Raw genomic sequence first — 12,929 nt, 5'->3', positions numbered from 1 at the left:
ACCGAGTACCGGTTCGCCCAGTCGAGGTCGCGCGCGGCGAGCTCGCCGGTGGCGACGATCCGGTCGGGGTCGCCGGCGCGTCGCGCCGCGATCTCGGGGGTGAAGTCGACCCCGGTGACGCGGGCCATCGCGTCCATGATCTGGCGCACCGAGAGACCGTCGCCCGAACCGAGGTTGTAGGCGGACTCGACTGGGTCGCCGCCCGCGAGCCGCTGCGCCGCGACGACGTGGGCTGCCGCGATGTCGGCGACGTGGACGTAGTCGCGCACGTTCGTGCCGTCCGCGGTGTCGTAGTCGTCGCCGTTGATGCGAGGCGTGCGGCCCTCGATCAGCGCCTCGAAGACGAGCGGGAAGAGGTTGTGCGGGCTCGTGTCGTAGACCGTGGGATCGCCCGAGCCGACGACGTTGAAGTAGCGCAGCGAGGTGTGACGCAGCGGATGCCCCGACTCCGCCGTCGCGGTCGCCTGATCGCGCAGCAGCCACTCGCCGATCAGCTTCGACTCGCCGTAGGGCGAGGCGGGGCGCTTCGGGAGATCCTCGGTGACGAGCGGCACATCGGGCGTGCYGTACACGGCCGCGGACGACGAGAACACGATGTTCGCGACATCCGCCGCCTGCATCGCCTCGAGCACCACCCTGGTGCCCTCGACGTTCTGCGCGTAGGTGTGCAGCGGACGCGTGACCGAGACGCCGGCGTACTTGTACCCGGCCACGTGGATCACGCCGACCGCGCGATGCTCGCGCAGCGTCTGCTCCACGAGGTCGCGGTCGAGGATCGTGCCGCGCACCAGCGGCACTCCGTCGGGCACGAACGAGGCGTGCCCGCTGGAGAGGTCGTCGATCACGACCGGCGTCAGGCCGGCTTTCGCGAGGGCGCGCACGACGTGCGCTCCGATATAGCCGGCGCCGCCGGTCACAAGCCAGGACATGTCCCCATTCTGCCCGGGTGCCTCGCGAGACTTCGAATCAGGGATGCCTCGGCTCTGCGAGATGGCGCGACCCAGGGTCTGCCCGCCATGATGTCCGGAGACGATCCTGCGTCTTCTACAACGTTGTAGAGTCGGGAGGCGTTGGGGGAGGAGTGGTCATGTCGGTGACGCTGCACGATGTCGCCCGCGCTGCCGGCGTGTCGATCAAGACGGTCTCGAACGTCATCAACGACTACCCGCATGTGCGCCCGGCCACCCGGGCGCGGGTGAATGTGGCGATCGACGAGCTGGGCTACCAGCCGAACCTCTCCGCGCGCAGCCTGCGCTCGGGGCGCACCGGAGCCATCGCCCTCGCCCTGCCGGAGCTGAGCCTCAGCTACTTCGCCGAACTCGCCGACTCCGTGATCCGCGCTGCCGAGCGCGTGGGGCAGGTCGTCATCATCGAGCACACCGGCGGTGACCGCGAGCGCGAGCTGCAGCTGCTGGCCAGCGCGCAGCGCAAGATGACCGACGGGCTCATCTTCAGCCCGCTCGGCATGGGCATGGATGATGTGGCACGCCTCGACGTGTCGTATCCGCTCGTGCTGCTGGGCGAGCGCATCTTCGAGGGCCCGACCGATCACGTGACGATGCGCAACATCGAGGCGGCGCGGGCGGCGACCGAGCATCTCATCGCGCGCGGCCGCCGCCGGATCGCGGTCATCGGCGCGCACGAGGGCGAGGTGGTCGGATCGGCGGGACTCCGCCTCCGCGGGTATCTCGAGGCGCTCGAGGCAGCCGGCATCCCGTTCGACGAACGGATCATCGTGCACACGACCCTGTGGCACCGCTCGAACGGCGCCATCGCGATGCGCGAGCTGCTGGCCCGAGAGGCCCCGTTCGACGCGGTGTTCGGACTGAACGACACCCTCGCCCTGGGCGCGATGCGGGTGCTGCAGGAGGCCGGCTACCGGATCCCGCATGACGTGTCCGTCATCGGGTTCGACGCCCTGGACGAGGCGATGTACTCGCTCCCGAGTCTGACCACAGTCGACCCCGGACGCGCCGAGATCGCCGAGGTCGCCGTCCGATCGCTGATGGAGCGAATCGAAAGCCCGGATGCGGTAGGCGCCCCTCGGCTGCACCTCGCGCAGTTCCGGATCATCGAGCGCGAGTCGACGGCAACTCGGTAACGACGCTTGACAGTGTCCCGCGATCCCGGCATGATGCCATTTACAACGTTTACTTTACAACGTTGTAAGTCAGCCGGAAGATAAGGGTCGACGGTCGAGGGTGATCGAGATGGGGCGCAGAAGCCCCTGTCCGAAATCACTCACGACGTCCGGCCTTCTGGGTGGCGCACCGACAGAGAAGTCCTCCTCACACACCCGAAGGGAACCGAGCACAGTGAACAACAAGCTCGCGCTCGCGGCCGCATCGGCCATGGCGATCACCTTGCTGATGTCCGGCTGCAGCGCCGACACCAGCAGCACCAGCACGGACGGCGGCGGCGGCGACGCCGCCAGCTGCACCAACAAGATCACGAAGACCGACCTCCCCACCGTGTCGGTCTGGGGCTGGTACCCCAACATGGACAAGGTCGTCGACAACTTCAACGCGGGCAGCGACGAGGTCCAGGCCTGCTGGACCAACGTCGGCCAGGGCAACGACGAGTACGACAAGTTCCAGACCGCGATCTCCGCCGGCACCGGCGCGCCCGACGTCATCATGCTCGAGGCGGACCGCATCCCGAACTACGTGGTGCAGGAGGCGCTCGTCGACATCTCCGACTTCGGCGTCGCCGATGTCAAAGACAACTTCAGCGCCGGCGCCTGGAAAGACGTCTCGGTCGGCGACGCCGTGTACGGCGCTCCGGTCGACGGCGGCCCGATGGGCATGATCTACCGCACCGACGTCTTCGAGCAGTACGGCATCACCCCGCCCACCACGTGGGCCGAGTACGAGGCCGCAGCGCAGAAGGTCAAGGACGCCGGCGGGCCCCTCTTCGGCGACGTCGGCGCCAACGTGCCTGCCGTGTTCATGGCGCTCACCATCCAGAACGGCGCCACGCCCTTCACCTACGACCCGGCCACTCCTGAGGAGATCGGCATCAAGGTCAACGACGACGCTTCCAAGGAGGTGCTCGACTACTGGGCGGGCCTCGTCGAGAAGGGCCTCGTCGGCACGCAGGACCAGTTCACGCCCGAGTACATCTCCGGGGTCGTCGGCGGCGACTACGCCACCTACGTCTCGGCGGCCTGGGCGCCCGGCTACCTCACCGGCGCAGGCGTCGGTGAGGGTGACGACGCCGGCAAGTTCGCCGTCGCTCCGCTCCCGCAGTGGGACACCGCGAACCCCGTCTCGGTCAACTGGGGCGGCTCCGCCTTCTCGGTGACCAGCCAGTCGAAGCAGCCGGAGCTGGCCGCGAAGGTCGCGCTCGGCATCTACGCCGACGACGCTTCGCTGGCCGATGGCTGGCAGAACCAGATCATCTTCCCGCTCAACAACAACGTCCTCACGTCGGACGAGTTCGTGGACGCGGAGGTCGGGTTCTTCAACGGACAGCAGGCGAACAAGGAGGTGTACGTCCCCGCGGCGGACGCCTACGAGGGCTTCACCTACAGCCCGTTCGGCTCGTTCTACTACGCCTCGTTCACCGAGGAGCTCGCCGCGATCAACAACGGTGAGAAGTCCGGTTCCCAGGCGGCCGACGATCTTCAGAAGAAGCTCGTCGACTACGCCACAGAGCAGGGCTTCACCGTCACCGAGTAGTCGTCGTCGGTTGGGGGTCGGTCACCTTCGGGCGGCCGGCCCCCCGCCACACCACAGCTAGGAACCCACCATGGCCTCCACCACTCTCGCGCCAACGGCGCCATCGAAGCCACCGAAGGAGCGGGCGAACATCGCGCGAGCGCGACGACGCCACTCGCTGATCGGCTGGGCGTTCGTCGCACCGTTCGCCATCGTCTTCGCCATCTTCCTCGTCGCTCCGCTCATCTATGCGTTCTATCTGTCGCTGTTCAAGAAGGCCCTCATCGGGGGCACGCAGTTCGTCTTGTTCGACAACTACCTCAAGGCGTTCACAGACGAGCACTTCCTCAACGGCGTGTGGTTCGTCATCCGCTTCTCGATCGTGCTGATCCCGCTGCAGATGCTCATCTCGCTGGCGATCGCGCTCATCCTCGACGCGGTGACCACGTGGTTCACGCGATTCGCGCGGCTCATGGTCTTCCTGCCCTATGCGATCCCCGCCGTCATCGGCGCTCTGATGTGGGGCTTCCTCTACAGCAAGAACTTCGGGCCGCTCGGCGACATCTTCGGCGCCTTCGGCCTCACCGCGCCCGACTTCCTGAGTCAGGGCCTCATCTTCTTCGGGCTGCTCAATGTCGTCACCTGGCAATGGGCCGGGTACTACATGATCATCCTCTACGCCGCCCTGCGAGGGATCGATCCGACCATCTACGAGGCGGCCCGCATCGACGGCGCCAACGCCTGGCAGATCGCCGTGCGCATCAAGGTGCCGATGATCGCCAACTCGCTCGTGCTGATCCTGGTGTTCGCCCTCATCGGCACGCTGCAGTTCTTCAACGAGCCGACGATGCTCAAGTTCCTGGCGGCCGGATCGATCGGCCCCGACTTCACCCCGAACATGTACGCCTACCAGCAGGCGTTCGCGCTCGCCAACTTCAACTACGGCTCGGCGATCTCGTTCGCCCTCGGAATCGTCGTCTTCATCTGCGTCTACATCTTCCTGATCGCGACGCGCAAGCGCGGAGGAGGGTTCCTGCAATGACCACCGCCACCACCGGCACCACGGAAACCACCGAGCCGCTCGCCCCCAACGGGTATCGTCGTGCGCCGAAACCGCGTCACTTCGGAGCCCACCTCGTCCTCGGCATCCTGCTCATCTACTTCCTGGTGCCGTTCTTCTGGATCATCATCAACGCGTCGAAGAATGCGTCCGGCCTGTTCGGCGGCGGGAACGCGCTGTGGTTCGCGGATTCGATCGACTACATCGGCAACCTGCGGCAGCTGTTCACCTACAACGGCGGCATCTACCTGCGGTGGATCGGCAACTCCGCCTTCTACGCCATCACCGGCGGCGTGGGAGCCACGGTGCTCGCCGTGCTCGCCGGCTACGGGTTCGCGAAGTTCGCGTTCAAGGGCCGCGAGGTCACCTTCGCGATCCTGCTCGGCTCGGTGATGGTGCCCCTCACCGCACTCGTCATCCCGACGTTCATCATGCTGTCGCAGTTCCACCTCACCAATACCGTGTGGGCGGTCATCCTGCCTTCGCTGCTGAACCCGTTCGGTGTGTACCTGATGATGGTGTTCGCCCGCGACGCCGTGCCCGACGAACTGCTCGACGCGGCACGTGTCGACGGGGCGGGCGAGCTGCGCATCTTCCTGCAGGTCGCGGTGCCGCTCATGCGGCCGGCGATCGTGACGGTGCTCCTGCTGTCGATCGTCGCCACCTGGAACAACTTCTTCCTGCCGCTCGCCATGCTGCAGAACAACCTGCTGTTCCCGGTCACGGTCGGCATCAACCAGTGGCAGAGCCTCGCCGCAGCCAACAACGGCGGCGGGACCTCGCTCTGGAGCCTCATCATCATCGGCTCGCTCGTCTCGATCGTGCCGCTGGTGATCGCGTTCCTCGCCATGCAGCGGTACTGGCAGGGCGGACTCGCCATCGGAAGTCTCAAATAGCCCCCGGTCGCCCCGCCTTTCACCCTCGAACACCCGTACCGATTTCGGACACGAAGGATTTTCCATGCATTCCGCACGCCTCACCATCGATCCCCGCTTCGCGGTCGGACCGATCAACCGCCGCCTCTTCGGCTCCTTCGTCGAGCACCTGGGTCGGTGCGTCTACGACGGCATCTACGAACCAGGGCACCCCACCGCGGATGCCGAGGGCTTCCGCGAGGACGTCATCGAGCTTGTCAGCGAACTGGGCGTCTCGGCCATCCGCTACCCGGGCGGCAACTTCGTCTCCGGCTTCCGCTGGGAGGACAGCGTCGGACCGCGCGCGGAGCGACCCCGCCGCCTCGACCTCGCCTGGCACTCGACCGAGACCAACGAGGTAGGCCTGCACGAGTTCTCCTCGTGGCTCGACAAGGTCGGCAGCGAGCTCATGCTCGCCGTGAACCTCGGCACGCGCGGCACGCTCGAGGCGCTCGACTTGCTCGAGTACTCGAACATCACGGGCGGCACGGCGCTGTCCGACCGCCGCGTGGCCAACGGGCGCACCGAGCCGTTCGACGTGCGCATGTGGTGCCTCGGCAACGAGATGGACGGCCCATGGCAGCTCGGCCATCGCTCAGCCGACGACTACGGCAAGATCGCGTCGCAGACGGCCAAGGCGCTGCGCCAGGTCGACCCCGGGCTCGAGCTCGTGGTGTGCGGATCCTCCAGCGCCCACATGCCGACCTTCGGCGAGTGGGAGCGGGTCGTGCTGCACCACACCTATGAGGACGTCGACTACATCTCCTGCCACGCGTACTACGAGGAGAAGGGTGGCGACCTCGGCGGCTTCCTCGCCTCGGCCGTCGACATGGATGGCTTCATCGAGACGGTCATCGCCACCGCCGACCACGTCGGCGCGGTCAAGGGCAGCACGAAGAAGATCGACATCTCGTTCGACGAGTGGAACGTCTGGTACATCGACCGCTACCACGGCGTCGACAAGATCGAGGGCGTCGAGAACTGGCCGGTCGCGCCCCGGCTGCTCGAAGACGCCTACTCGGTGGCGGATGCCGTCGTCTTCGGCAACCTCATGATCTCGCTGCTCAAACACGCCGACCGGGTGACGAGCGCCTCGCTCGCCCAGCTCGTCAACGTCATCGCCCCGATCATGACCGAGCCCGGCGGCATCGCGTGGAAGCAGACCACCTTCTTCCCGTTCGCCACGACCTCGCGCCTCGCGGTGGGGCACTCGCTCGAGGTGCGCCTCGAGTCGCCGACCTACACGACCGAGGTCTACGGCGAAGTGCCGCTGCTGGATGCCGTGGCCACCCATGACCCCGAGACCCGGGCCACAGCCCTCTTCCTGGTGAACCGCGACCAGACCGAGGCCCACGAGGTCACCGTCGACATCTCGGCGCTCGACGGCCTCTCGGTGCGGGAGGCCCTCTCGCTCTGGGACGACGACCGCTCCGCCGCGAACACGCTGGAGAACCCGGAGCGGGTCGGGCTGAAGGCGAACGAGTCCGCCGTCCTCGACGGCAACCGACTCACCGTGACCCTGCCGCCGGTGTCGTGGACGGCGATCTCGCTCGGCTGACCATCATGCCGAAACCACTCACTCTCGCCGAGTCCACCCAGTTGAGTCGCTCAAAACGGGTGGATTCGGCGAGAGTCGGTGGTTTCGGTGCGAAGTGGCGCGGGGTTGCCCGTGCGGTGGTCGCCGGGATGGTCGTGGTCGCGCTCGTCGCCTGCGCGCCGCCCGCCCCGCCACCGCCCGCCGGTGCGCGGGAGCTGACCGGCGATCTCTCGGCACACGACCCCGCGTTCGCGGTCGCGGACGACGTCGAGTACGTCTACTCGACCGGCAGCCAGAACGTGGCCGACGGCAACATCCAGATCCGGTCATCGAGCGACGGGCTGACCTGGCAGTACCGCGGCGAGGTCTGGGCCCACAAGCCCGACTGGCTGGGGGAGGCCGTCCCCGGCGTCTCGAACCTCTGGGCGCCCGAGCTCATCGAGCACGAGGGCACGTGGTACCTGTACTACGCCGCGTCCACCTTCGGGAAGAACACATCGGTCATCGCGCTCGCCACGAACACGACGCTCGATCCCGACGACCCCGCCTACGCGTGGGTCGATCACGGCGAGGTGCTCGCTTCGACGACCGCCGACGACTTCAACGCGATCGACCCCGGTGTCATCGTCGACGCCGCCGGCGAACCCTGGATGGCGTTCGGCTCGTTCTGGAGCGGCATCCGCATGGTCGCCCTGGAATGGCCGGATGGCAAGCGAGCGGATGCCGCGGAGCCACTGCGCCTCGCCGACCGCGGTGTGCCCCCCAATGCCATCGAGGCGCCGTACGTGGTCGAGCACGACGGCGACTACTTCCTGTTCGTCTCGTTCGACTCCTGCTGCCAGGCGCTCGCGAGCACCTACCACGTGATGGTCGGTCGCGCCGATGAGGTGACCGGGCCGTACCTCGATCGCGACGACGTCGCCCTGCTGGAGGGCGGCGGGACCAGTGTGCTCGACGGCGACGGCGGCGTGCACATCGGCCCCGGCGGGCAGTCCGCGGCGGACGGAACGCTCGCCGTGCACTATTACGACGGCCGCCACAACGGGGCGTTTCAGCTCGCGCTGCTCCCGCTCGGCTGGGACTCCGAAGGCTGGCCGATCGCCCACTGGTGATCGGAAACGTTACCTGGGCGTTACAAAAGAATGTTTGACGCCGCGAGGGAAGTGCGCATACTCTCGCTATCGAAGCGGTTCGACATCGAAGCGCTTCGATCGTTGATCTACCTTGGTAGCGCTCCCACGGAGCGCTTGCCAGCTACGTACACGAGGGAGTGACGACATGCACCGACGTCCGGGAAGCGACGGCACAGTGCTCATGTTGGGCGAGGTGTCTCGATGACGACTCAGACCGTCATCAGGGAGGCTGCGGTCGCCAACCTCGACAAGCGCGGCCAGCGGACGGAGCGGAAGACCCGCCGACCCCGCGGGTACAAGAAGTCGTTCTGGCTCTTCGTGTGCATCCTGCCGTTCATGATCCTGCTGTTCCTGTTCTCCTACCTGCCGCTCTACGGCTGGATCTTCTCGCTGTACGACTACCAGCCGGCGCTCGGGCTCAAGGGCAGTGAATTCGTCGGGCTGCAGTGGTTCCGGCTCCTGTTCGACTCGCCGACTCAGCTGCAGCAGATCGGACAGGTGCTCATCAACACGCTCGCGATGAGCTTCCTCGGCATCGCGACGTCGCTCCTGCCGCTCGCATTCGCGGTGTTCCTCAATGAGGTGCGGTCCTCCCGGTTCCGCAACTCGGTGCAGACCCTCACGACGCTGCCCAACTTCATCTCCTGGGTGCTGGTCTACGTCATCGCGTTCTCGCTGTTCTCGTCGAGCGGGCTCGTCAACGACGTGCTTCAGGACGCCGGGCTCATCACCACCCCGATCCACTTCCTCGACACTGACAAGTTCGTGTGGGGCACGATGCTGCTCTGGAGCCTGTGGAAGGGCCTCGGCTGGGGCGCCATCATCTACCTCGCGTCGATTTCGGGCATCGACCCGTCGCTCTACGAATCGGCCAAGCTCGACGGCGCCGGCCGCTTCCAGACGATGTGGTACATCACGGTGCCGCAGCTCATGCCCACCTACATCGTGCTGCTCATGCTCTCGATCGCGAACCTGCTCAACAACGGCATGGAGCAGTACTACGTGTTCCAGAACGCGTTCAACAAGCAGTACATCCAGGTGCTCGACCTGTACGTCTACAACATCGGCATCACGGGCAACAGCCTCTCGATGGCGACCGCGATCGGCATGCTGAAGAGCCTCATCTCGGTCATCCTCCTGCTCACCGTCAACGTCATCGCCAAGCGCGTGCGCGGCGCATCGATCATCTGAGGGGCGGACCACGATGAGCTTCGTCACGAAAACGACCTTCACGAAGGCGCCCCGTCCCACCGGTGCGGTGCGCCAGCCCCGCACGTCCGGCGACTGGGCATTCGCGATCCTCAACTACACCGCGTTCGCGGTCTTCGCCCTCATCTGCGCGTACCCGTTCTACTACCTGATCATCAACTCGATCTCGGCGAACGACGTCTCGGCGCTCGGCGACGTGCGGCTGTGGCCCATCGACATCCACCTGTCGAACTATGCCGAGGTCTTCAAGCTGCAGGGGCTGCCCATGGCGGCAGCCGTCTCGGTCGCGCGCACCGTGATCGGCACAGCGGCGACGGTGCTGGCATCCGCGTTCCTCGGCTTCATGTTCACGCAGGAGCGCATGTGGGGGCGGAGCTTCTGGTATCGCTTCACCATCATCACGATGTACTTCAGCGCCGGCCTGATCCCCGTCTTCATCATCATGAAGGGGCTCGGCCTGACCAACAACTTCTGGGTCTACGTGCTGCCGTTCATCGTGCAGCCGTTCAACATCATCCTGGTCAAGACGTTCGTCGAGTCGATGCCGCGAACGCTCCAGGAAGCCGCGGAGGTCGACGGTGCGAACATCCTCCAGATCTTCTTCCGCATCTACCTGCCCAACATGACCCCGATCCTCGCGACCGTCGCCATCTTCTCGGCGGTGACGCAGTGGAACATGTTCCAGGACACGCTGATCTACGTCACCGACCAGAGCCTGTACACGCTGCAGTACCTGCTCTACATGTTCATCAACCAGGCGTCGAGTCTCGCGTCGGCCGCACAGAACGCCGGTGGCAACCTCTCTGCGATCGCTGGGGCCGCCACGTCTCAGACACCGACATCCATCCGGATGACGGTCTCGGTGCTCGTCGTGCTCCCCATCATCTTCATCTACCCGCTCTTCCAGCGATTCTTCGTCAAGGGCATCATGCTGGGCGCCGTCAAGGGCTGACGACGCCGACCGGGCACCACATCACCAAGAAAGGAATAGCAATGAAGCTCAAGAGGATATTGGCCGCAGCCACCGCAACCGCGGTGGTGGCCCTGTCGCTGACCGGGTGCTCCCTGTTCGGAGGCGAGCAGGCGAGCACGACGGGCGACGCATCGGGCCCGTTCCCCACCAAGTGGGATGACGAGATCACGATCGACGTGTTCGACGGTCTGGCGAACTACATGGGCGTCCAGCAGGGCTGGTTCGCCAAGATCGTCAAAGACAAGTTCAACATGAAGCTCAACATCATCGCCCCGAACGTCGCGGGCGGCGGTGACACGCTCTACAACACCCGCGTCGCGGCAGGCAACCTGGGCGACCTCATCATCACCGACCAGGGCAAGCAGTTCGACCAGCTCGTCCAGGGCGGTCTCGTCATCGACGCCTCCGACTACTACACGCAGATGAGCAACGCGGAGGTGTTCGACGCGGCGCTGCAGAAGGTCAACGACGGCAAGGACGGCGTCTTCGGGTTCCCGACCCAGGTCTCGACCATCAAGCCGACCGAACCGAGCGAAGGGCTCAGCTCGACCTTCGGCGCGATGATCCGCTGGGATCTGTACAAGCAGCTCGGATACCCGCCGATCAACACGCTCGAAGACATCCTGCCGGTCCTGAAGAAGATGCAGGATCTCCAGCCGACCGCGGACAACGGCGGGAAGACGTACGGCCTCTCCCTGTTCAAGGACTGGGACGGCAACATGATGAACAACGCGAAGCAGCCGACGACGTTCTACGGCTACGACGAGATGGGCTTCGTACTGGCCAAGGCCGACGGCTCGGACTATCAGAGCATCGTCGACTCGGACTCCGAGTACGTGCGCGCGCTGCACTTCTTCTACGAGGCCAACCAGATGGGGCTGCTCGACCCGGACTCGACGACGCAGAACTACGACACGCTGTTCTCGAAGTTCCAGAACGGACAGGTGCTCTTCTCGCCGTGGCCCTGGCAGGCGCAGCCCGCCTTCAACACGGAGGCCAACCTGGCCGCCGGCAAGGGCTTCGAGATCGCCCCCATCAAGGACCAGACGATCTTCTCGTACGGAGCATCGGTCTACGGCGGCAAGCAGATCTTCGCGATCGGCTCGAAGGCCAAGGACCCGCAGCGCATCGCTGCGTTCATCGACTGGCTCTACTCGGCCGAGGGCACGTACTCGAACAACAGCCAGACGCAGGGCGCCGCGGGTCCCGAGGGTCTGACGTGGGACCTCAACTCCAGCAACGAGCCTGAGCTCAGCGACTTCGGCCGCGAGGCGCTTCTCGGCGACGGCAGCGCGAAGGTTCCCGAAGAGTGGGGCGGCGGCACCTACAAGGACGGCGCGTCGGCGCTCAACGTCACCACCGTGCTGCCCATCCAGGTCGACGAGGCGACGGGGCAGCCCTTCAGCTATCAGTTCTGGCCGACCTACCAGGAGTCGACGGCAAACCCGGTGTCGACCGACTGGTCGAGCAAGATGGATGACGCCACGAGCACGATGGACTATCTGGTGAAGGCCGATCAGGTCGCGGTGGCGCCCGGTTCCGGCTATGTCGCCCCGGCCGACAGCTCGGAGATCTCGACCCTGCGCAATCAGATCAAGGCGAGCATCGTCGAGCTCTCTTGGAAGATGTCGTTCGCATCGAGCGACAGCGAGTTCGACTCGCYGCTCAAGCAGCTGCAGGACACCGTCAACGGCCTCGGCTACGACAAGGTCCTCAAGGTCGACATGGACAACGCCAAGGCGCAGGACGCGGCGCGCGTCGAGGTGGCCACGAAGTTCGGCTGACCTCAGGTCACTGTGAGCGGGGCCCGGAGATTCGATCTCCGGGCCCCGCTTTCACTCTTCGACGTGGCGCGCGTACACACCGCGGAAGACGAAGGCGGCGCCATATGCGCCGAACGAGAACGCGATAGTGAGGAGGATGACGATGAAGACGGGGAACACGGCCGTGATCGCCACCACCGCGAGCGGGATGAGTACGAGCGCACCCGTGCGCAGCGGCTCGGCGGCCGGCAGCAGCAGGGCGTTCTTCAGCGTCCGCGGGATCGTGGTGTGAAAGTTCGCGACGAGGCCGAGGCCGTGCAGCAGGGCCGCGAACAGGTACAGCGCGCCGAGGAATGCGACGATCGCCGCCGCACCCGAGACGATGCTCGCGGCTGCGACCCAGAACGTCCCGGCGAACAGGAGCGCCGTCATGGGCAGCCCGAGCGCGAGGAAGACGACGGTCCCGCGCAGCGCGTTGCGGCCCATGGCGGGGAAGAAGTCCTTGACGATGCTTCCGCGCTCGTCGTCGGAGTAGCGCAGCATCACCTCGAATAGGGCGCTCGTGGCCATGCCGATCGTGACGACCGGGAGGCAGCACACCAGGTAGACGACGTTCAGCGCGACGAAGGCGATGAAGGCGCTCGCTCCGCTCAGAGCTCTGCTCTCGGTATCGATTCTCAT

At 65.9% G+C, this 12,929-nt stretch carries 11 protein-coding genes; 9 read left to right on the top strand and 2 right to left on the bottom strand.

The window, feature by feature from the left end; genetic code table 11:
- Nucleotides 1-929, bottom strand: a 929-nt coding sequence (gene galE / locus AC1DVT_RS04365; RefSeq protein WP_477386826.1) for a UDP-glucose 4-epimerase GalE, incomplete at its 3' end; no start/stop codon positions are given.
- Between the two features lie 158 nt (nucleotides 930-1,087).
- Between galE and AC1DVT_RS04360 the strand changes: the two genes are divergently transcribed.
- The 9 genes from AC1DVT_RS04360 to AC1DVT_RS04320 all read left to right on the top strand — a co-directional run bounded on the left by AC1DVT_RS04360 (nucleotide 1,088) and on the right by AC1DVT_RS04320 (nucleotide 12,269).
- Nucleotides 1,088-2,101 carry a LacI family DNA-binding transcriptional regulator gene (locus AC1DVT_RS04360; protein WP_477386824.1) on the top strand — a complete coding sequence of 338 codons (1,014 nt, stop codon included), beginning with the start codon at nucleotides 1,088-1,090 and terminating at the stop codon, nucleotides 2,099-2,101.
- 214 nt (nucleotides 2,102-2,315) lie between these two features.
- A complete protein-coding gene (locus AC1DVT_RS04355; RefSeq protein ID WP_457100641.1) occupies nucleotides 2,316-3,680 on the top strand; it encodes an ABC transporter substrate-binding protein in 1,365 nt (454 codons plus the stop codon).
- 70 nt (nucleotides 3,681-3,750) lie between these two features.
- Complete coding sequence (locus tag AC1DVT_RS04350) at nucleotides 3,751-4,701, top strand: carbohydrate ABC transporter permease (protein WP_477386822.1); 951 nt, start codon at nucleotides 3,751-3,753, stop codon at nucleotides 4,699-4,701.
- Nucleotides 4,698-5,615, top strand: a complete 918-nt coding sequence (locus AC1DVT_RS04345; protein ID WP_457100643.1) for a carbohydrate ABC transporter permease — start codon at nucleotides 4,698-4,700, stop codon at nucleotides 5,613-5,615. Before AC1DVT_RS04350 ends, AC1DVT_RS04345 begins: the two co-directional genes overlap by 4 nt.
- A 64-nt stretch (nucleotides 5,616-5,679) precedes the next feature.
- Nucleotides 5,680-7,191 carry an arabinosylfuranosidase ArfA gene (gene arfA, locus AC1DVT_RS04340; RefSeq protein WP_477386819.1) on the top strand — a complete coding sequence of 504 codons (1,512 nt, stop codon included), beginning with the start codon at nucleotides 5,680-5,682 and terminating at the stop codon, nucleotides 7,189-7,191.
- A 5-nt stretch (nucleotides 7,192-7,196) separates the two neighbouring features.
- Nucleotides 7,197-8,282, top strand: coding sequence for an arabinan endo-1,5-alpha-L-arabinosidase (locus AC1DVT_RS04335; protein WP_477386818.1), 1,086 nt, complete (start codon nucleotides 7,197-7,199; stop codon nucleotides 8,280-8,282).
- Between the two features lie 222 nt (nucleotides 8,283-8,504).
- Nucleotides 8,505-9,494: an ABC transporter permease gene (locus AC1DVT_RS04330; protein WP_457100646.1), complete on the top strand. Its 990-nt coding sequence runs from the start codon at nucleotides 8,505-8,507 to the stop codon at nucleotides 9,492-9,494.
- A gap of 13 nt (nucleotides 9,495-9,507) precedes the next feature.
- Nucleotides 9,508-10,464 carry a carbohydrate ABC transporter permease gene (locus tag AC1DVT_RS04325; RefSeq protein ID WP_457100647.1) on the top strand — a complete coding sequence of 319 codons (957 nt, stop codon included), beginning with the start codon at nucleotides 9,508-9,510 and terminating at the stop codon, nucleotides 10,462-10,464.
- 41 nt (nucleotides 10,465-10,505) lie between these two features.
- Nucleotides 10,506-12,269 (top strand): type 2 periplasmic-binding domain-containing protein, encoded by a 1,764-nt coding sequence (locus AC1DVT_RS04320; RefSeq protein ID WP_477386816.1) that lies wholly within the window; start codon nucleotides 10,506-10,508, stop codon nucleotides 12,267-12,269.
- A 51-nt stretch (nucleotides 12,270-12,320) separates the two neighbouring features.
- On the opposite strand, the gene AC1DVT_RS04315 is transcribed toward AC1DVT_RS04320, so the two are convergent.
- A complete protein-coding gene (locus AC1DVT_RS04315) occupies nucleotides 12,321-12,929 on the bottom strand; it encodes a DUF624 domain-containing protein (protein WP_477386814.1) in 609 nt (202 codons plus the stop codon).

The organism is Microbacterium sp. P2_F9 (assembly GCF_056403635.1).
The sequence above is the reverse complement of the archived record's forward strand: the minus strand, read 5'-3'. Positions and strand labels throughout refer to the sequence as shown.

Coding starts and splice junctions, on each gene's coding strand:
- AC1DVT_RS04360 (WP_477386824.1), top strand. CDS start 1,088: ATGTCGGTGACGCTGCACGATGTCGCCCGCGCTGCCGGCGTGTCGATC.
- AC1DVT_RS04350 (WP_477386822.1), top strand. CDS start 3,751: ATGGCCTCCACCACTCTCGCGCCAACGGCGCCATCGAAGCCACCGAAG.
- AC1DVT_RS04345 (WP_457100643.1), top strand. CDS start 4,698: ATGACCACCGCCACCACCGGCACCACGGAAACCACCGAGCCGCTCGCC.
- arfA (WP_477386819.1), top strand. CDS start 5,680: ATGCATTCCGCACGCCTCACCATCGATCCCCGCTTCGCGGTCGGACCG.
- AC1DVT_RS04335 (WP_477386818.1), top strand. CDS start 7,197: ATGCCGAAACCACTCACTCTCGCCGAGTCCACCCAGTTGAGTCGCTCA.
- AC1DVT_RS04330 (WP_457100646.1), top strand. CDS start 8,505: ATGACGACTCAGACCGTCATCAGGGAGGCTGCGGTCGCCAACCTCGAC.
- AC1DVT_RS04325 (WP_457100647.1), top strand. CDS start 9,508: ATGAGCTTCGTCACGAAAACGACCTTCACGAAGGCGCCCCGTCCCACC.
- AC1DVT_RS04315 (WP_477386814.1), bottom strand. CDS start 12,929: ATGAGAATCGATACCGAGAGCAGAGCTCTGAGCGGAGCGAGCGCCTTC.